This is a genomic window from Amycolatopsis sp. NBC_01286, from assembly GCF_035982555.1.
Taxonomy (GTDB): domain Bacteria; phylum Actinomycetota; class Actinomycetes; order Mycobacteriales; family Pseudonocardiaceae; genus Amycolatopsis.
On the sequence record NZ_CP108428.1, the window covers coordinates 2,260,732 to 2,277,147 of the forward strand.

Below are 16,416 nucleotides of genomic sequence, written 5' to 3' on the forward strand. Positions count from 1 at the left end.
ATCCCTTCGCGTAGCCGTCGTGGGCGCTGGTCCCGCCGGCATCTACGCCGCCGACATCCTGGACAAGTCCGACGCCGACGTCACGATCGACCTGTTCGAGCGGATGCCCGCGCCCTTCGGGCTGATCCGCTACGGCGTCGCGCCCGACCACCCGCGCATCAAGGGCATCGTGACCGCGCTGCACAAGGTGCTGGACAAGCCGAACATCCGGCTGCTGGGCAACATCGACTACGGCACCGACATCAAGCTCGAAGAGCTGCGCGAGTTCTACGACGCGGTGATCTTCTCGACGGGCGCGTCCGCCGACCGCGCGCTGGACATCCCGGGCGTCGACCTCGACGGCAGCTACGGCGCCGCCGACTTCGTCTCCTGGTACGACGGCCACCCGGACGTCCCGCGCACCTGGCCGCTGAACGCGTCTTCGGTCGCGGTGCTCGGCGTCGGCAACGTCGCGCTGGACGTCGCCCGCATCCTCGCGAAGACGGCCGACGAGCTGCTGACCACGGACATCCCGGACAACGTCCACCAGGGCCTCAAGGCGAGCCCGGTGACGGACGTCCACGTGTTCGGCCGCCGCGGCCCGGCGCAGGCGAAGTTCACGCCGCTGGAGCTGCGCGAACTGGACCACTCCCCGAACGTCGAGGTCATCGTCCAGCCCGAGGACATCGAGTTCGACGAGGGCAGCATCACCGCGCTACGGGCGTCGAAGCAGATCGACATGGTCGTGAAGACGTTGCAGGAGTGGGCGATCCGCGACCCGGGTTCCCGCCCTCGCCGCTTGCACCTGCACTTCTTCCACTCGCCCTCAGAGGTCTTGGGCGCCGATGGCCACGTGACGGGCCTCCGCACGGAACGCACGGAACTGACGGGAGACGGAAACGTCCGTGGCACGGGCGAGTTCCACGACTGGGACGTCCAGGCGGTGTACCGCGCGGTGGGCTACCTGTCGTCGCACCTGCCGGAGCTGCCGTTCGACCACGTGAACGGCGTGGTCCCGAACCAGGCGGGCCGCGTGCTGGACCTGGACGAGAACCAGCTCCCGGGCGTCTACGTGACGGGCTGGATCAAGCGCGGCCCGATCGGCCTGATCGGCCACACGAAGGGCGACGCCGCGGAGACGATCACCAGTCTCCTGGCCGACGCCGACACCCTGACGGCCCCGAAGTATCAAGCACCGGACGCGATCCTGGACTTCCTGGCCGCCCGCGGAATCCCGTTCACGACCTGGCAAGGCTGGGCCAAGCTCGACGCCCACGAGAAGTCCCTGGGGCTCGCGGCCGGCCGAGAGCGGATCAAGGTGGTGGAGCGCGAGGAGATGACCCGGGTCTCGCGCGGCTGAGCTTCCCCCAACGCCGTGGCGGCCACCCCCGGGCAGGCCGGACCGGCCGCCACGGACCAGCCCCAACACCCCGATTTTCGGCCCACTCACCTCACAAGACAGCCCCCACCCATCCCTGGGGGGCGTCCCCTGTCCAGCGTATCGGGACCCGGTCGCTCAAAAGGGTGACGCGGGGAATCTGTGGACAACTTGCGCCCTGTGGATGGTCTTGTTGCGCGTCAGCTCGCGCCGAGGTAGGCGAGGACCGCCAGGACGCGGCGGTTCGTGTCGTCCGAAGCCGTGATGGTCAGCTTGGCGAAGATGTTCGCCGTGTGCTTGCCGACTGCTCCTTCGCTGAAGTGCAGCCGCGTGGCGATCGCCGCGTTCGAACAGCCTTCCGCCATCAGGCCCAGTACTTCGCGTTCGCGTGCGGTCAGGGCCGCCAGTGGGTCGGATGGGTTGCCCGCCAACAGCTTGGCGATCACCTCCGGGTCCATCACCGTGCCGCCGGCGGCGACGCGGCGGACCGCGTCGATGAACTGGTCCGCGTTGAACACGCGGTCCTTCAACAGGTAGCCGATCGCGCCGGTGCCGTCGGCCAGCAGCTCGCGCGCGTACAGCTGCTCGACGTGCTGGGACAGCACCAAGATCGGCAAACCCGGAATGTCGCGGCGGACCGCCAACGCCACCTGGATGCCTTCGTCCGTGTTCGTCGGCGGCATCCGAACGTCCACAATGGACACGTCGGGCCGGTGGGAACGCAACGCCGACTCCAGTTCCGGGCCGGTGCCGACCGCCGCTACGACGTCGAAGCCGTGGGCGGCCAAGAGGTGCGTCAGGCCGTCTCGGAGGAGGTACTGGTCTTCGGCGATGACGGCTCTGGGTCGAGCTGGCACGGGATCTCCACGGTCGCCCTCGTCGGCCCGCCGGTCGGGCTGGTCAGCGTCAACCTACCGTCGAAGCCGCCGAGCCGGCGCTCGATCCCGCGCAGGCCCGAGCCGCGCGCCGGGTTCGCGCCGCCCGGGCCGTCGTCAGTCACCGTCAGTGTCAGCACGCCGTCCTCGAACGCGACGTCGATGGTCGCGCGGCGCGAGCCGTGTTTGGCCGCGTTGCCCAGCAGTTCCGACACCGCGAAGTACGCGCACGCCTCCACCGGCTCCTCGACACGCCCGGGCAGCGAGCCGGTGACTTCCGCTTTCACCGGGCTGTCCAGCGCGATCGCGCGCACCGCGTCCAGCAGCCCGCGCTCGGACAGCACCGGCGGGTGGATGCCGCGGATCAGCACCCGCAGCTCGGCGAGCGCCTCCGCCGACGCCGACCTCAGCTCGGCCGCCAGCCGTTTCGCCGCCGCCGGGTCGTGGTCCACCAGCGCTTCGACCGCGCCGAGCTTCATCCCCATCGCGACCAGCCGTGACTGGATCCCGTCGTGCAGGTCGCGCTCGATCCGCCGCAGCTCCGCGGCCTGCGCGACCGTGACGTCCGAACGCGTCTGCTTCAGCCGTTCGACGCGCTGGGCGAGCCGGGACGCCTCGGTCGGCCCCAGCAGCAGGCGGACGAACTCGCCCGTGCGCCGCGCCAGGAACGTCGTCGGGACGAGCCCGAGGAAGAACGCGGCGAGCGCGAGCGGGGTCAAGGCCAGTGCGCCCGCGGTGTCCGACGGCTCCGGCAGGCCGACAATCGAGAACCAGGGCCAGGCCACGCCCCACGTCGCCATGGTCGGCCGCCAGATCCACAGGTCGAGCAGGCCGAGGAAGCCGCCGAACACCAGTACCGCCGTCGGCAGCGCCAGCAGTGCCGAGCTCAGCGGCAGGACGACGGCCGCGAGCACGTCGCGCCAGGTCGCGCGGTCGCGCAGCACCCACCGCGTCCGCGAGAGCTGCATCGGCCACCACGGCTCTTCGTAGAGTTGCTGGCCCACCTGGAAAAGCCCGTCGGGCCGCGGCGTCGGCAAGGGCGGCGGTGGCAGGTACGGGGACAGGATCCGCACACCGGTCCAGTTGCCGACTTCGCGGCGCAGGGTGTTCGCGATGTCCCGGCTCCACCGCACCATCCGCGCCGCCATCGGCGGAGCCACGAGGAACAGGGCCACCGGCCACACCGCGAACGCCGTGAACACCACCGAAAGCGCGAAGATCCCCAGCTGGTGCCCGAGCGAGTCCAGCCGCGCGTGCACCCACCGCAAGGCGCCGATCCTCGTCACCGCGCCGGGACGGCGGCCGAGCCACCAGTGCGTCCAGTGGCCGTAACCGCGCAGCGCCACCGGCCCGCCGAGCAGCGCGAACACCGGTAGCAGCAACGTGACCAGCGGGTTCACCAGCTGCCAGCTGAACTCGCGCTGCGCCGCCGGGTCTTCCATCACCCACGTGAGCCGGCGGCTCCAGCTGATCCAGAACGCGCGCTTGTAGAGCGTGTTGCCGTCGCGGTACCAGCCGTCGCGTTCCCGTTCCGGTGCCGGCGGCTCGGGTCGGTACGGCGGCTCGACCTCGACGCCGCACCAGCGCCCGGACAGCGTCCGGACCGTCGCCGAGCGGTGCCGGGCCCATTCGATCGCGGGGCCGAGGAAGAAGACCAGGCCGAGGCACAGCAACGCGAAGGCGACCAGCTCGACCAGGACGTCGAACCAGCTCAGCAACGCGAACGCCGCGAGCGCGAACGCCCGGCCGACCGCACGCACGTAGGCCATCTCCCACCTCCTGTCCCGTGATCCTCGCCGATCGACGCGCACCCGCGCACTGCCCGCAGCTCCCCGGCCGGGGTGGGCCCAGCCCCACCCCGGCGTCAGCAAAACCCTACTTGAGCTGGGGATTCAGCAGGATTCTCCGGACGCTCCCGAGTTCGTAGCGTTCGAGCCATGCCCCTCATCGAAGTCACCGACCTCCACAAGCGCTACGGCGACCGGGTCGCGGTCGACGGTGTTTCGTTCACCGTCGACCGCGGCGAAATCTTCGGCATCCTCGGCACGAACGGCGCCGGGAAGACCACCACGGTCGAATGCCTCCAGGGCCTGCGCCAGGCCGACGCCGGCACGCTGTCGGTGCTCGGCCTGAACCCCGCGACCGACCGGGCGGCGCTGACCCGCCGCGTCGGCGTCCAGCTCCAGGAGAGCCGGCTGCCCGCGAAGCTGCGGGTGCGCGAGGCGCTGGAGCTGTTCGCCTCCTTCTACGCCGAGCCGGCCGACGTCGACGTCCTGCTCGACCGGCTTGACCTGCGGGAGCACGCCCGCAGCTACTTCGGCAAGCTCTCCGGCGGCCAGAAGCAGCGCGTCTCGATCGCGCTCGCGTTGGTCGGGAACCCGGAGCTGGCGATCCTCGACGAGCTGACCACCGGCCTCGACCCGCACGCCCGCCGCGACACCTGGAAGCTCGTCGAAGCCATCCGCGACGCCGGGGTCACGGTCCTGCTCGTCACGCACTTCATGGACGAAGCCGAACGCCTCTGCGACCGCGTCGCGATCTTCGACGCCGGACGCGTGGTCGCCACCGGCACCCCCGCCGAACTCCGCGCCGCCGCCGGAGAATCCACTTTGGACGACGCGTTCGTGTCCCTGACCGGCCGCGCCTGAGGAGAACCAGATCATGCACACCTTCGCGAAGATCACCGCCACCGAAGCGAAACTGTTCCTGCGCACGCCGATGTGGGCCGTGACCGGGCTGCTGCTGCCGACGGGTGTCCTGCTCGCCGTCGGCCTCATCCCGGGCATGACCGAGCCGAGCGAGATCACCGGTGGGTACCGGTTCATCGACCTGTGGGTGCCGTCGCTGATCGTCATCAGCATCGGCATCCTGGCGCTGCAGTCCATCCCGGCCGCCGTCGCGACCTACCGCGAACAGGGCGTGCTGAGACGCCTGGCCACGACGCCGGTGCACCCGGCGTACCTGCTCGGCGCGCAACTGCTCGTCCACGTCGTGGTCGCGCTGGCCGGCATCGCGCTGACCCTGGGTCTCGCCGCCGCCGTGTTCGACGTCCCGCTGCCGAAGCACCCGCTGGCGTTCGCGGTGACCCTGCTCCTCGGCATCGTCTCGGTGTTCGCGCTCGGCCTGCTCGCCGCGGCGGTGGCCCGGACGGCGAAGAGCGCCGGCGGCATCGCGGCGATCGTGTTCCTGCCGATCATGTTCTTCGGCGGCGTCTACCTGCCGCGGCCGCTGCTGCCCGAGGTGCTGCGCCGGATCGGCGACTACCTCCCGCCGGGCGCCCAGCCGCTGCAGGACGCCTGGGTCGGCCCCGGCGTCCAGCCGCTGCAGCTGGTGGTGCTCGCGGCGTTCGCCGTAATCGGGACGGCATCGGCCGCACGGCTCTTCCGCTGGGAGTGACCGGCCCTTCCGCCATAATGGTGATGATCATCGTTTTCTCTTGTGGCCGGGCCACCCGGCCGGTAGCCAAGAGGGTGGCCCTGCTCAAACTGGAGGTTCGATGTCCCTGGACGTGTCACCCGCGCTGCTGGAGAAGGCCGAGCGCGGGGAGGTCTCCGACGCCGAGTTCGTCACCTGCGTCAAGGAATCCCTGCCCTACGCCTGGGAAGTCATCACCGGCGTCATCGCCGACGCCGAGGGCGCCGCGGACGGCTTCGCCGACAACGAGACGCCGCCGCCGAGCGAGGCCGCCCGCGGCCAGCTGCTGCGGGCGCTGGCGTCGGACGCGATCCGTGGCGGCCTGGAGCGGCACTTCGGCGTCAAGCTGGCGTTCCAGAACTGCCACCGGATCGCCGTGTTCAAGAACTCCGAGCTTGACGGCGACCGCTACCGCGCGTTCGTCTCACCGCGCGGGCAGCTGCTCAACCAGAGCCCGGAGCTGCGGGACTGCTAGCCCGCAGCGCGGGCAGCACCTCGGTGCCGATCCGCGCGCAAGTCCCCTCCGGCGCGCCGGCCGCCTCCACGAGCATCAGCACGTGGGCGACGCCGGTGCGCCGGAGGCTCGGCGCAGCACGTCGCCGTCCGCCTGGCCCGGGAACCGGCCGCTGACCAGGAAGATCCCGAACTCAGTTGACCGCGACCTCGTTGAACCACAGCCGCGGCTCGAGCCACGGGAACACGATGAACATCAGCAGGGCGACCACACCGAGCGCGAGGACGACGGACACCGTCAGCTTCGCCGCGAACGGGCCCGGCAGCTTCCGCCAGAGCCAGCCGTACATCAGGCCTCCCCGATCTTCGAGAGCAGGTCGCCGTAGTCCTTGACCTGGTTCTTCGGCACCTGCTGGGTGAGCACCGAGGTGATGATGAGCCGCTGCTGGGCGGAGAACTGCGGGTGGCACGTCGTGAGCGTGAGCAGCGCGGCCTGCTGGGCCTTCGGCAGCGTCTCGGCGTCCTTGTACGGGACCGGGTTCACCGCGGTGCCCTGGCTGGGCAGCACGACCTTGCGACCGAAGGTCTCGCTGTACGCGCCGCCCTCTTCGGCGTTCGTGTCGCGCAGCGTCGAGACGCCCTTGCACCGCGGGTCGGCGCCCTTGCCGCCGGCCCAGTCCTTCATCTCGTCGTCGTACGGGAGGACCTTGTAGATGTAGAAGTCGGTCGAAGTCTCGATCACGATCTGGTCACAAGATGAGAGGTTGTCCAGATCGTTGAACGGGGCGCCCTTGCCGACGCGGTGGCCGGCGACGGCGAAGTTGCCGGGCTCGCCGGGCAGCGCCGTGCCCTTGTAGTGGCCGGGACCGACTTCGAGCGAGGCGTCGTCGGTGCCTTCCTGGATGGTGAAGTTGTAGTCGACGCCGAACGTCGGGATGTGGATCCGGGCGAACGCCTTGCCGTCGACCAGCTCGGGGTGCAGCGTCCGGTCGTGCTCCCACTCGCCGTTGAGCTGGTCGCTCGCCTCGGACTGCTTGCCCGCCGAGAACAGGTCGGTCACGTACAGCTCGTAGACCATGAACAGCAGCACGACCAGGCCGAGCGTGATGAGGATTTCGCCGGCCGTGCGGATGGCGACGCCGCCCTTGCCCAGCGGGGCCGGGGCGGGTTTCTCCTTGGTCGCGGTGCCGCCCTTCCCGACCGGGGCGAAGACGACGGTCTCTTCGGCCGAGCCAGGCGGTGGGACGGGGCCGGTGTAGCGGCGGGGCGGCGGGCCCTGCGGACGCCGTGGCGGGGGGCCCTGCGGGGCCTGGCCGCGCGGCGGCGTCGGGGGCTGGCGGCGTTGGGGCACCGGCCGCTGTCCGGGGTGTCTGCGCCGGTCGTCATCCGGTCCTTCGCGCGTAGCCACGCAAGCTCCTCTCAAGCCGCGTCGAACCCTGGGTGACGCATGCGTCACGGTCCGGGAAATCCGACCACTCCTGGACGCTGCTTTACTGCGGTCGTTTACGTTAACGTGTGCGGGTGGCGCTGGTTGCGCACCCTAAGCGGGACAGCGCCACCAGACGAGCCCGAAGAGCACCGCGAGGAACACACGATGCCCAAGTCCAAGGTCCGCAAGAAGACCGCTTACACCCCGCCTGCCGACCGGCGTACGCCGGTGAAGGTGCGGGCCGCAGGCCCTACCGGCCTCGCCTGGAAGATCCCGATGTTCGGGTTGATGATCCTGGGCCTGGTGTGGCTGCTGGTGAACTACATCGCCGGGGACAAGATCTCCTGGATGGCCGACCTCGGCAACTGGAACTTCGCCGGCGGGTTCGCGCTGATGATCGCGGGTCTGCTGATGACGATGCGCTGGCGCTGATTATTACTCCGAATGGCGGCTTGACGCCGAATTACACCGGTGTGACTCATCCCCAGTGTGGATAACCCCTGTGGATAACTACCCCACCTCGTGGGCGCCACGGCGAGCCCTTGTGGTATCCGCGTGGGCCGTCACGGCGTTGCTGGTGCTCGGCGTGGTCGTCGACGCCTTGACCGACGACCGCGGCGGCCTGGTGCTGTTCGCCCTGGCGGCGGTGGCCGTCGGCGCCTTCGCGACGCACGCCACGCTCGTCCGGCCCCGGCTGGCCGCCGACGCCGACGGCCTGCTGACCAGGACGCTCGGCGGCACGCAGCGGCTGCCGTGGGCCCAGACCCGCACCCGGCTGCGCACCACGCGCCGGCTGGGCCGCGACGGTGTCACCCTCGAGATCGAGCACGACGACCAGCTGTACGTCTTCGGGTGGCTGGAGCTCGGCGAGGACCCGCGGGACGTCCTGGACGTCCTCAGCTCCCTGCGTGCGCGCGGCTAGACGCAGTTGTAGAGCTGCAACCCGCGGTACGGGACGAGGCCGCACGTCTGGGCGGCGAACTGGCTGTCCTTGTAGACCAGCAGGCCGACGATCGCGACGACGATGATCGCGAGCCCGGTGATCTGCCAGCGCCGCTGGTCGGCCTCCGGCGCGTAGAGCAGCGCGACGGCCACCAGCGCCCCGGTCACCAGGCCGCCGACGTGCGCGTAGATCGAGATGCCCGGGATGCCGAACGTGATGAAGGCGTTCAGGGCGAGGGTGATGATCAGCCCGGTCGGGTTCAGCCGCAGTTTCAGCACGATCACCGCGTACGCGCCCATCAGGCCGAACAGCGCGCCGGACGCGCCGGCGGTCGACTTCTGCGGGTCGTCGAACAGCAGCACCGCGGCGGACGCGCCGAGCATCGAGATGAAGTAGAGCGCCAGGTAGCGGCCGCGGCCGCAGACCTGCTCCAGGGACCGGCCCATCATCCAGAGCGAGAACATGTTGACCGCGACGTGGATCGGCCCGAAGTGCAGGAACCCGCTGGTCAGGACCCGCCACCACTCGCCGCCGCCGAGCGTCGCGCTGCCGTAGAGCTCGCCGTACTGGAAGAAGCTCGAGTAGTCGTTGTTCGTGAGGCTCTTCGCCTGGAACGCCGTGAACAGGAAGACCAGGACGTTCACCGCGAGGATGACCTGCGTGACGAGCACCGACTGGGACAGCCGCGCGCCGAAGACGGTGCGCTGGCCGAAGCCGGCTTCCTGGTAGCCGCGTTGCTGGCGGCGCTGCTGCTGGCTGCCGGCGTGCACGCAGTCGGTGCACTGGAAGCCGACCGGGGCCTCCTGGAGGCAATCCGGGCATGCCGGACGCCCGCACCGGGAACAGCTCAGCCCGGTCGGGCGGTTCGGGTGCCACCAGCACCCGGGCAGTGCGGCCTGGGGATTTGCGGCGGGGTTCGGCGGTTGGCTCACGATAGGAACCAACCTACCGAAACTCCCCGCAGCTCAGCCCTCGTGGTCGATCGTGACCTTCTCGATGACGACGTCGGACAGCGGACGGTCCGCCGGCCCGGTCGAGGCACGGCCGATCGCGTCGACGACGTTGCGCGACTCCTGGTCGGCCACCTCGCCGAAGATCGTGTGCTTGAAGTTCAGGTGGGTGGTCGGCGCCACGGTGATGAAGAACTGCGAGCCGTTGGTGCCGGGCCCGGCGTTCGCCATGGCCAGCAGGTACGGCTTGCTGAACTGCAGCTCCGGGTGGAACTCGTCGCCGAACTTGTAGCCCGGGCCGCCGCGGCCGGTCCCGGTCGGGTCGCCGCCCTGCAGCATGAAGCCGTCGATGACGCGGTGGAAGATCGAGCCGTCGTAGAACGGGCCGGAGTTCGTGCCCGCCGCGTTCGGCTGGGTGTACTCCTTGGTGCCCTCCGCGAGACCGACGAAGTTCGCGACCGTCTTGGGCGCGTGGTCGGGGAGCAGGATCAGGTTGATGTCACCCTGGTTGGTGTGCAGCGTCGCTTTCACGCGCTTCATCGTGCCATCTGCGGCGGCGCGCGGGGAAAAGGGGCACGATAGGTTACGGGCAACAGAGCAGTGTCAAAACGATTGATGAGGTGAAGGCCATGTCCCGGGCGACAGCCCAGGCCGTCGATGCCGCCGACAAGCTTGTCTCCGAAGGAGCCAAGACCGGCCGCCGCGTGCAGAAGCAGCTCGCGAAGAAGACGGAACTGACCCGCAAGGAGCTCAAGAAGAGCTCGAAGGCCGCCCGCAAGGAGGCCCTCGCCCGGCTCTCCGAGCTGCGCAAGCCTGGTCGCAAGGCGAAGAGGGCCGCCATCAAGGCCGCGAAGGCGGCCGGTGACTCGAAGCGTCGCGGCAAGAAGGACTTCAAGTCCGCGAAGAAGGACTTCGCCGCTGCCGTCGTCGAGGCGAAGGCTGCTGCCAAGGGCACCCGCAGCCGTCGTCGCTGGCCGTGGCTGCTCGGGCTGGTCGTGGTCGGCGCCGGTGCCGCCTACGTGCTGCGCTCGAAGCAGGAGCCGCCGGTCGCCCCGGCGCCGCCGAAGGCCACTCCGCCTGCTCCGCCGAAGCCGGCTGAAGCAGTGAAGCCCGCCGCGGCTCCGGCTCCCAAGCCGGCTCCGCAGGCGAACGGCAAGGCGCCGTCCTCGTCGCCTGCCGAAAAGAAGAACTGAAGACGACGCGAAGAGGCCCCCGGGGGTGCACCGGGGGCCTCTTCAGTCGTGCTCAGGTGTTGCTCAGACCGCGGCGGCGTGCTTGTCGACCAGCTGGCCGAGACGGGGCAGCGCCTCTTCGACGTTCTTCTTGCCGTTCGGGCGGAGCTTGCCGTAGACCTTCTTGATGCTGTCGCGGCTGCTGCGCTCCGCGCGCGAGTCGGTGACGCTCAGCAGCGCGTCGGACGCCTCGTCCGAGCGGCTGGTCAGGTAGGCACCGAAGTCGCTGCCGCCCTTGGCGCGGAAGTCGCCGTAGAACGGCTCGAGCGCGCCGACGAAGTCGGGCAGCAGCGTGTCGACGGCCGAGGGGATGATGCCCGGCTTGATCTTCTTGACCGCGGCGAAGCCGGTCTTGACGACGGCACCCGAAACGCCGCCCTTGTCCGAGACCTCAGCGTCCACGAGGCCTTCGAAGTCGCTCACGACAGCCGGGCGACGGCTGGAGTCGAGCAGGATGTCCTTGAGGGTGTCAGCCACGAATCTAGTCCTTTGTCGTTGCAGAGTTGGTGCCCCGCCCCGGGGTGGGGATTCCCCGGCGGCTGCGGTGCGCGAGTCCACGAAGCCTGCGCGTGACGCACAGGGTAATACAAGATCAACTTCACTCACCCGTGTGGCTACGACTACCTAGAGCTTCAGGGCCGTGATGGCCTTCCTCACCACGGAGCGTGCCTTCACGCTCTGCTTCTGGTTGGTCGTCGCGACGATGGCCGCGGTCCCTTTCGAGACCGCGTAGACGGCGCCGTCGTCGGTCGACTGGTAGCCGCCCTTCCACCCCGTCGGGTCGTTGGCCGGGTTGGACGTCTCGACCGGCGCAGCCCTGTTGACCAGCGCCGTTGCGACGCTCGCCGCCCCGACGTACACCTGGACGGTCAGCTGGACCTTGCCGTCCGGGCGGTAGAAGAAGCACGCCGGATGGGGCTGGTCGGCGGACACGCGTACCTTCGAAACGTGCTGCCCGTTCGCGTCGGCCACGAACTGGCTGTCGAGGTACGGGCAGTCCTCGGTCGCCCCCGGCTGGGGATCCGGTGGCAGTTCGGTGCCCGCCGCCGCACCGGCGGACTTGGACGGCGGACTGGGAGTCGCGGTCCCGGACACGATGGTGGCGCTGCAGCCGGCGAGGAGAGCCACGGCGGGCGCGAGAAGTACGAGTCGTCGCATAGCGCGCTCAGTCAATCATGTCCAGTCACACGAGTGAGTGCGGTCGAAAGTTCAAGTACCGCTCAGTATTGGACCAATCACACATTGTGTTCCCTGGAGGCTTAGGGTCTCCTAACCTGGCTGTCACGTTTCTTTCCAACAGCCAGCCCGGGAGACGACGAAATGAAGCTGTTCGACAAGGGTCGAGACCACGTGATGGCGCTCTTCCGCATTGTGTTCGGTTTTCTGTTCCTGTGCCACGGCGCTTCACGGCTTTTCGGCCTCTTCGGGGCCAAAGCGGCGGAATTCGGGTCCTGGCCGACGTGGTGGGCCTCGCTGATCCAGGTGGCGGGCGGGGTGCTGGTGACGATCGGGGTCGCCACCCGGCCCGCCGCGGTGCTCTGCTCCGGTTCGATGGCGTTCGCGTACTTCACCGTGCACCAGAGCGGCGGCCTGCTGCCGGTCGAGAACGGCGGCGAAGCGGCCGTGCTGTTCTGCTGGGGCTTCCTGGTCATCGCGTTCGCCGACCGCGGCCTCTGGTCGGTCGCGGGCGCGTTCCGCCGGGCCCCCGCCCAGCTGGAACCCGCAGCTTGACGCGACCGGCCTGACGGCGTCGGCACCGCCCGGCATGGGAGCATGACCGGGCGGTGTCCGGCCGTGTCCGTCTTCGGCGAGGGAGGTCTCCCGCGTGCTCACCTCCGAGCAGTACCTCGGTGCGGTGGCCGAGCGCATCCAGCGCTCCGGTGGCCGGCTGAACTCCGTGCAGTTCGGGCCCGCGGTCGCCGTGGTCGGCCTGTTCACCGAGTCGGTGATGCTCTCGACGATGAACTACTGCGTGGTCGCCTGCGCCGTCCCGGAGGTCACCGCCGCCGCGCTGTACGACTTCACCAGCCGCGCGACCCAGCACGCCCGCGCGAACGTCATGGGCACCGTCGGCTGGACGGCGGCTTCGGTCGTCATCGCCGGGCTGATCGGCCAGCGCGTCTACCCGGACGCCGCGCAGGCCGCGTCGGCGAAGTCGGGCAACCAGTTCGGCGGCGAGACGCGGATGGTCGCCGTCGACGTCTCGGCCGGGCAGATGTACGCGTTCGTCGGCGGGAAGTTCTGGGGCGCCGCGGTGCAGGGCTCGGTCAACGCGAAGCTGACGTACTGCTTCCCGCAGCCCGCCGAGGTCTACCAGCAGGTGCAGTGGCAAGCGCAGCAACAACAACAGCAGCAACTGCCGCCCGCGCAGCCGGGCCAGCTGCCGCCGCCGGGCTGGCAGCAGCAACAGCCGCACCAGCCGCCGCAGCACCAGCCCCCGTACGGTTACTGACATGGTCGCGTTGCGCGGATGGCCGTCGTTCCCCGAAGAGCTCCCGGCGTTCACGCCGGAAACGGCGTCGCCAGAGCCCCGGGAGCTGTTCCTGGAGTGGCTGACCGAAGCCGGTGAGCACGTGCTGGCGCCGCACGCCGTCACACTGTCCACTGTGGACGCCGATGGTGCGCCGGACGCCCGCGTGGTGATCCTCAAGGACGTCGGCCCCGGCGGCTGGGCGGTCGCCACCAGCTCGGAAAGCCCGAAAGGCCTGCAGCTGCGCAAGGATCCGCGCGCGGCGCTGACGTTCTTCTGGCCCGGCCGCGGCCGGCAGGTGCGGCTGCGCGGGCCGGTCTCCCCCGCCGCGCCCGAGGTGTCCGCCGAGGACTTCCTGGCGCGGCCGCCGGCGTCGCGCGTCGAGGCGTTCATCGGGCACCAGTCGCAGGTGCTGCGCGACCCGGCCGAACTCGACACAGCGGCCGCGGAAGCCGAGCGTTGGGTGGCAGAAAACCCCGGCGTCGCCCCGGAAACCTGGACGCGCTACCTCGTCGACCCGGACGAAGTCGAGTTCTGGCAAGCGAGCCACGACCGCCGGCACGTGCGGTTGCGGTACCGGAAGGCCGACGGCGAATGGGTCCGCGAACGCCTCTGGCCTTGACGCACCAGGGGCGGCGCGGGTAGGCAGGAAATCCGACAAAACGGAGGCCCTGATGCGCCGAACCGTCGTCCTTGCCGCCACCGCCGCGTTGTCCGCCGGGCTGTTGTCCGGCGCGTCCGCCGGTGAAGTGTCCTCATCGCAGCGTCCCGCCGTCTTCGAGACGGTGTTCGCGTCACCGCTCGGCCTCGAAGGCCTCACCACCGACGGCCGCGGAAACCTCTACACACCCGCGCGCGGGGCCGATCCCTGCCCGGTCTACCGCGTCGCGGCCACCGGCGGCCCGGCCGCGGTCGTCGGCACGATCCCCGCGCCGTGCGGCCCGGCCGGGCTGACCTTCGACCGCCGCGGCCGGCTGTACGTCGCGAACGCCGACACCGTCGTGTCGTTCGTGCCGGACGCCGCGAACCCGCCGGCCGCGACGGTGTTCGCCCGCGGCGTCCCCGGCGCGAACGGCCTGGCGTTCGACCGCGCCGGCGCGCTGTGGATCTCCGACGGCGGCACCGGCCAGGGCCGCGTGTGGCGGGCGGGCAGCGACGGCGTCGCCGCCGAGATGTTCCGCGTCCAGCCGCTGGTCAGCGACGTCATCGCGGGTGGCGTCGGCCGGGACGTGCGCGGCTTGCCGCCCGGCACCGTGACGATCACCCCGGCCGGCCGGACCGCCGCGGACACCGCCGGCTCGCAGCACATCGTCGCGAACGGCCTGGCGTTCACCGAGGACGGCACGCTCCTGGTCGCGGACACCGCACGCGGCGCGCTCTGGCGCGTCCCGATGGACCGCGCGGGCCGGCCGCGCGCGGCGACCGGCTGCGACGCCGCGTTCCCCGCGAACACGCTCTGCCTGGACGACCTCGACGTCCAGCACCCGTACCTCGAGGGCGCCGACGGGATCGTCCTCGACCGCGCGGGCAACGTCTGGACGGCGGCGAACGAGCGCAACGCGATCGTGCTGGCCCGGCGCGACGGCCGCGTCGTCGAGTACTTCCGCAACCCGGCCGACGCGGCGACGAAGCTGCGCAACGGCGGGCCGCTGGAGTTCCCGACCAGCCCGGTGCTGCTGCCGGACGGCCGGCTGTGCGTCACGCAGTCCGACGGCAACCGGCGGGACAACTCGTCGAACACGGCGGGCGAGGCCGGCCCCGGGAAAGCCGCGCTGGCGAAGGTTTCCTGCGTCAGCCGGTGAGACGGTCCGTTCGGGGGTTTACGGCGCCGGGGCCGGTGGGGCCATGATGGATCATGCGTTCGAAACTGCTGACCGCCGGGCTGGTCCTGGCGCTGACCGCCGCACTCGGGGGTGTGGCCGCGGCCGACACGCGTCCCGGGGGACGACCGACGCTGACGGACTCGCACCCGTGCCCGGGCCAACCGGGCTTCACGTGCTCGACCCTGACCGTCCCGCTCGACCACACCGGCCGCGTCCCGGGCACGCTGAAGCTGCCGATCGCGGCCGCGGACAACGTCGACGCGCCGAAGGGCGTGCTCCTGTTCCTCACCGGCGGCCCCGGCCAGGGCGGCGTCGGCACCATCACGCGGATCGCCACCCAGCGGCTGCCGGAGGTCGCGAAGGACTACCGGTTCGTCATGCTGGACCAGCGCGGCACCGGCCCGTCGGGGGCGCTCCTGTGCCCGGGCCTGCAAGCGCAGATGGGCAGTTCGGACATCGCGACGCCGACGCCGGACGCCGTCACCGAATGCGCCCGCATCCTCGGTGACACGGCACCGCTCTATTCGACGGACCAGACCGTCGCGGACTTCGACCAGCTGCGGCAGGCGTTGAACGTGCCGAAAATGGTCGTCGACGGCGTCTCGTACGGCTCCTTCACGGCGGCGCGGTACGCGATCGCGCACCCGGGCAACGTCAGCAAGGTCGTGCTGGACTCGGTGCTCCCGCACCACGCGACGGCGTCGGCCTCGCTGTACCTGACCGGCCTCCAGGCCGAGGCCCGCGTCCTGCGGCTGGCCTGCGCGACGCCCCCGGCGTGCGGCTACGACCCGGCCGAGGACCTCGCCTGGGTGGTCCGCCACCGGAGCACGGCGGACGGCGTGAAGATCTTCGACACGATCGTCTCGTACGAGTTCAGCGACCCGTCGTACCGAAACCCGGAGGCTGGCGACATCATCGGCGCCCTCCACCAGGCCCGCGGCGGTTCGAGCGGGCAGCTGGACGACCTGCTGGAGGCGTACAAGTCGGGCGGCGACAACCCGGCGTCGTTCAGCGCGGGCCTCCACGCGGCGACGCTGTGCGCGGACCAGCGCTTCCCTTGGGGCTCGGCGGCGACCCCGGTCTCCCTGCGCCAACCCCTGCTTTCGCTGACGGCGCGGGCGTTGCCACCGCAGGCGACGTGGCCGTACACCACGGCGGTGGCGACGCAGCAGGGGTTCATCCAGAGCTGCCTGCCGTGGCCGGCCGAGCGGCCGGGCTCGAACCCGTCGTCAAGGCTGCCGAACGTCCCGGTGCTGCTGCTGAACGGCGACCACGACCTGTCGACGCCGCTGGAGTGGGCGAAGGAGGAGGCTCGCCAGGCACCGCGGGGGAAGCTGGTGGTGGTCCCGGGAGCATCGCACTCGATCCAGAACCGCGAGCTGGGCCACGCGGGCCGCGACGCGGTGATCGCCTTCCTCGGCTGAACGACCTCAGGGCCAGGTCAATGGATGACCTGGCCCTGAGGGGTTG

20 protein-coding genes are annotated in these 16,416 nt (G+C 70.6%); 12 read left to right on the top strand and 8 right to left on the bottom strand.

Annotation, left to right across the window (positions count from 1 at the left end; translation table 11 throughout):
• Positions 1-19: 19 nt before the first annotated feature.
• A complete protein-coding gene (locus tag OG570_RS11010) occupies positions 20-1,339 on the top strand; it encodes an FAD-dependent oxidoreductase (protein ID WP_326959975.1) in 1,320 nt (439 codons plus the stop codon).
• A gap of 218 nt (positions 1,340-1,557) precedes the next feature.
• Here the strand turns inward: OG570_RS11010 and OG570_RS11015 are convergent, their stop codons facing one another.
• Complete coding sequence (locus OG570_RS11015) at positions 1,558-2,214, bottom strand: response regulator transcription factor (RefSeq protein ID WP_326956438.1); 657 nt, start codon at positions 2,212-2,214, stop codon at positions 1,558-1,560.
• The gene (locus OG570_RS11020) at positions 2,154-4,001 is read right to left on the bottom strand and encodes a sensor histidine kinase (protein ID WP_326956439.1); all 1,848 of its coding nucleotides are present in this window, start codon (positions 3,999-4,001) and stop codon (positions 2,154-2,156) included. The genes OG570_RS11015 and OG570_RS11020 overlap by 61 nt, the downstream gene beginning before the upstream one ends.
• A gap of 168 nt (positions 4,002-4,169) precedes the next feature.
• Between OG570_RS11020 and OG570_RS11025 the strand changes: the two genes are divergently transcribed.
• The 3 genes from OG570_RS11025 (at position 4,170) to OG570_RS11035 (ending at position 6,121) form a co-directional block, all read left to right on the top strand.
• On the top strand, positions 4,170-4,880 hold the full coding sequence (locus OG570_RS11025; RefSeq protein ID WP_326956440.1) for an ABC transporter ATP-binding protein: 711 nt from the start codon (positions 4,170-4,172) through the stop codon (positions 4,878-4,880).
• Between the two features lie 13 nt (positions 4,881-4,893).
• Positions 4,894-5,628, top strand: coding sequence for an ABC transporter permease (locus OG570_RS11030; protein ID WP_326956441.1), 735 nt, complete (start codon positions 4,894-4,896; stop codon positions 5,626-5,628).
• Between the two features lie 100 nt (positions 5,629-5,728).
• Positions 5,729-6,121, top strand: coding sequence for an SCO5389 family protein (locus OG570_RS11035; protein WP_247059684.1), 393 nt, complete (start codon positions 5,729-5,731; stop codon positions 6,119-6,121).
• Between the two features lie 172 nt (positions 6,122-6,293).
• Here the strand turns inward: OG570_RS11035 and OG570_RS11040 are convergent, their stop codons facing one another.
• Together OG570_RS11040 and OG570_RS11045 are read right to left on the bottom strand one after the other, a co-directional pair.
• The gene (locus OG570_RS11040; RefSeq protein WP_247059681.1) at positions 6,294-6,449 is read right to left on the bottom strand and encodes a hypothetical protein; all 156 of its coding nucleotides are present in this window, start codon (positions 6,447-6,449) and stop codon (positions 6,294-6,296) included.
• The gene (locus tag OG570_RS11045) at positions 6,449-7,507 is read right to left on the bottom strand and encodes a class E sortase (RefSeq protein ID WP_328645564.1); all 1,059 of its coding nucleotides are present in this window, start codon (positions 7,505-7,507) and stop codon (positions 6,449-6,451) included. The genes OG570_RS11040 and OG570_RS11045 overlap by 1 nt, the downstream gene beginning before the upstream one ends.
• Positions 7,508-7,693: 186 nt before the next feature.
• Between OG570_RS11045 and crgA the strand changes: the two genes are divergently transcribed.
• Together crgA and OG570_RS11055 are read left to right on the top strand one after the other, a co-directional pair.
• Positions 7,694-7,960 carry a cell division protein CrgA gene (gene crgA, locus OG570_RS11050; protein WP_176173814.1) on the top strand — a complete coding sequence of 89 codons (267 nt, stop codon included), beginning with the start codon at positions 7,694-7,696 and terminating at the stop codon, positions 7,958-7,960.
• A 112-nt stretch (positions 7,961-8,072) separates the two neighbouring features.
• Entirely contained in the window at positions 8,073-8,450 is a 378-nt protein-coding gene (locus tag OG570_RS11055; RefSeq protein ID WP_326956442.1) for a PH domain-containing protein, read from the top strand.
• Here the strand turns inward: OG570_RS11055 and OG570_RS11060 are convergent.
• Together OG570_RS11060 and OG570_RS11065 are read right to left on the bottom strand one after the other, a co-directional pair.
• Positions 8,447-9,241 (bottom strand): rhomboid family intramembrane serine protease, encoded by a 795-nt coding sequence (locus OG570_RS11060; RefSeq protein ID WP_326945454.1) that lies wholly within the window; start codon positions 9,239-9,241, stop codon positions 8,447-8,449. The genes OG570_RS11055 and OG570_RS11060 overlap by 4 nt on opposite strands.
• Positions 9,242-9,436: 195 nt before the next feature.
• On the bottom strand, positions 9,437-9,961 hold the full coding sequence (locus OG570_RS11065) for a peptidylprolyl isomerase (protein ID WP_247059678.1): 525 nt from the start codon (positions 9,959-9,961) through the stop codon (positions 9,437-9,439).
• Positions 9,962-10,050: 89 nt separating this feature from the next.
• Here OG570_RS11065 and OG570_RS11070 point away from each other — a divergent pair, with 89 nt between their 5' ends.
• Positions 10,051-10,614, top strand: a complete 564-nt coding sequence (locus OG570_RS11070; protein ID WP_326951722.1) for a hypothetical protein — start codon at positions 10,051-10,053, stop codon at positions 10,612-10,614.
• Positions 10,615-10,677: 63 nt separating this feature from the next.
• Here the strand turns inward: OG570_RS11070 and OG570_RS11075 are convergent, their stop codons facing one another.
• On the bottom strand, positions 10,678-11,130 hold the full coding sequence (locus tag OG570_RS11075; protein WP_247059677.1) for a DUF6918 family protein: 453 nt from the start codon (positions 11,128-11,130) through the stop codon (positions 10,678-10,680).
• Between the two features lie 147 nt (positions 11,131-11,277).
• A complete protein-coding gene (locus OG570_RS11080; RefSeq protein WP_247059676.1) occupies positions 11,278-11,811 on the bottom strand; it encodes a DUF2020 domain-containing protein in 534 nt (177 codons plus the stop codon).
• Between the two features lie 162 nt (positions 11,812-11,973).
• On the opposite strand from OG570_RS11080, the gene OG570_RS11085 reads away from it, so the two are divergent.
• The 5 genes from OG570_RS11085 (at position 11,974) to OG570_RS11105 (ending at position 16,370) form a co-directional block, all read left to right on the top strand.
• A complete protein-coding gene (locus tag OG570_RS11085) occupies positions 11,974-12,384 on the top strand; it encodes a DoxX family protein (RefSeq protein WP_326945451.1) in 411 nt (136 codons plus the stop codon).
• A 94-nt stretch (positions 12,385-12,478) separates the two neighbouring features.
• Positions 12,479-13,105: a hypothetical protein gene (locus tag OG570_RS11090; RefSeq protein WP_326956443.1), complete on the top strand. Its 627-nt coding sequence runs from the start codon at positions 12,479-12,481 to the stop codon at positions 13,103-13,105.
• A gap of 1 nt (position 13,106) precedes the next feature.
• Positions 13,107-13,745 (top strand): pyridoxine/pyridoxamine 5'-phosphate oxidase, encoded by a 639-nt coding sequence (locus tag OG570_RS11095; protein WP_326956444.1) that lies wholly within the window; start codon positions 13,107-13,109, stop codon positions 13,743-13,745.
• A 52-nt stretch (positions 13,746-13,797) separates the two neighbouring features.
• The gene (locus tag OG570_RS11100) at positions 13,798-14,925 is read left to right on the top strand and encodes an SMP-30/gluconolactonase/LRE family protein (RefSeq protein ID WP_326956445.1); all 1,128 of its coding nucleotides are present in this window, start codon (positions 13,798-13,800) and stop codon (positions 14,923-14,925) included.
• Between the two features lie 53 nt (positions 14,926-14,978).
• Positions 14,979-16,370: an alpha/beta fold hydrolase gene (locus tag OG570_RS11105; protein ID WP_326956446.1), complete on the top strand. Its 1,392-nt coding sequence runs from the start codon at positions 14,979-14,981 to the stop codon at positions 16,368-16,370.
• Positions 16,371-16,416 lie beyond the last annotated feature (46 nt).

Coding starts and splice junctions, on each gene's coding strand:
- OG570_RS11095 (WP_326956444.1), top strand. CDS start 13,107: ATGGTCGCGTTGCGCGGATGGCCGTCGTTCCCCGAAGAGCTCCCGGCG.
- OG570_RS11030 (WP_326956441.1), top strand. CDS start 4,894: ATGCACACCTTCGCGAAGATCACCGCCACCGAAGCGAAACTGTTCCTG.
- OG570_RS11105 (WP_326956446.1), top strand. CDS start 14,979: ATGCGTTCGAAACTGCTGACCGCCGGGCTGGTCCTGGCGCTGACCGCC.
- crgA (WP_176173814.1), top strand. CDS start 7,694: ATGCCCAAGTCCAAGGTCCGCAAGAAGACCGCTTACACCCCGCCTGCC.
- OG570_RS11080 (WP_247059676.1), bottom strand. CDS start 11,811: ATGCGACGACTCGTACTTCTCGCGCCCGCCGTGGCTCTCCTCGCCGGC.
- OG570_RS11035 (WP_247059684.1), top strand. CDS start 5,729: ATGTCCCTGGACGTGTCACCCGCGCTGCTGGAGAAGGCCGAGCGCGGG.
- OG570_RS11085 (WP_326945451.1), top strand. CDS start 11,974: ATGAAGCTGTTCGACAAGGGTCGAGACCACGTGATGGCGCTCTTCCGC.
- OG570_RS11020 (WP_326956439.1), bottom strand. CDS start 4,001: ATGGCCTACGTGCGTGCGGTCGGCCGGGCGTTCGCGCTCGCGGCGTTC.
- OG570_RS11100 (WP_326956445.1), top strand. CDS start 13,798: ATGCGCCGAACCGTCGTCCTTGCCGCCACCGCCGCGTTGTCCGCCGGG.
- OG570_RS11065 (WP_247059678.1), bottom strand. CDS start 9,961: ATGAAGCGCGTGAAAGCGACGCTGCACACCAACCAGGGTGACATCAAC.
- OG570_RS11070 (WP_326951722.1), top strand. CDS start 10,051: ATGTCCCGGGCGACAGCCCAGGCCGTCGATGCCGCCGACAAGCTTGTC.
- OG570_RS11025 (WP_326956440.1), top strand. CDS start 4,170: ATGCCCCTCATCGAAGTCACCGACCTCCACAAGCGCTACGGCGACCGG.
- OG570_RS11040 (WP_247059681.1), bottom strand. CDS start 6,449: ATGTACGGCTGGCTCTGGCGGAAGCTGCCGGGCCCGTTCGCGGCGAAG.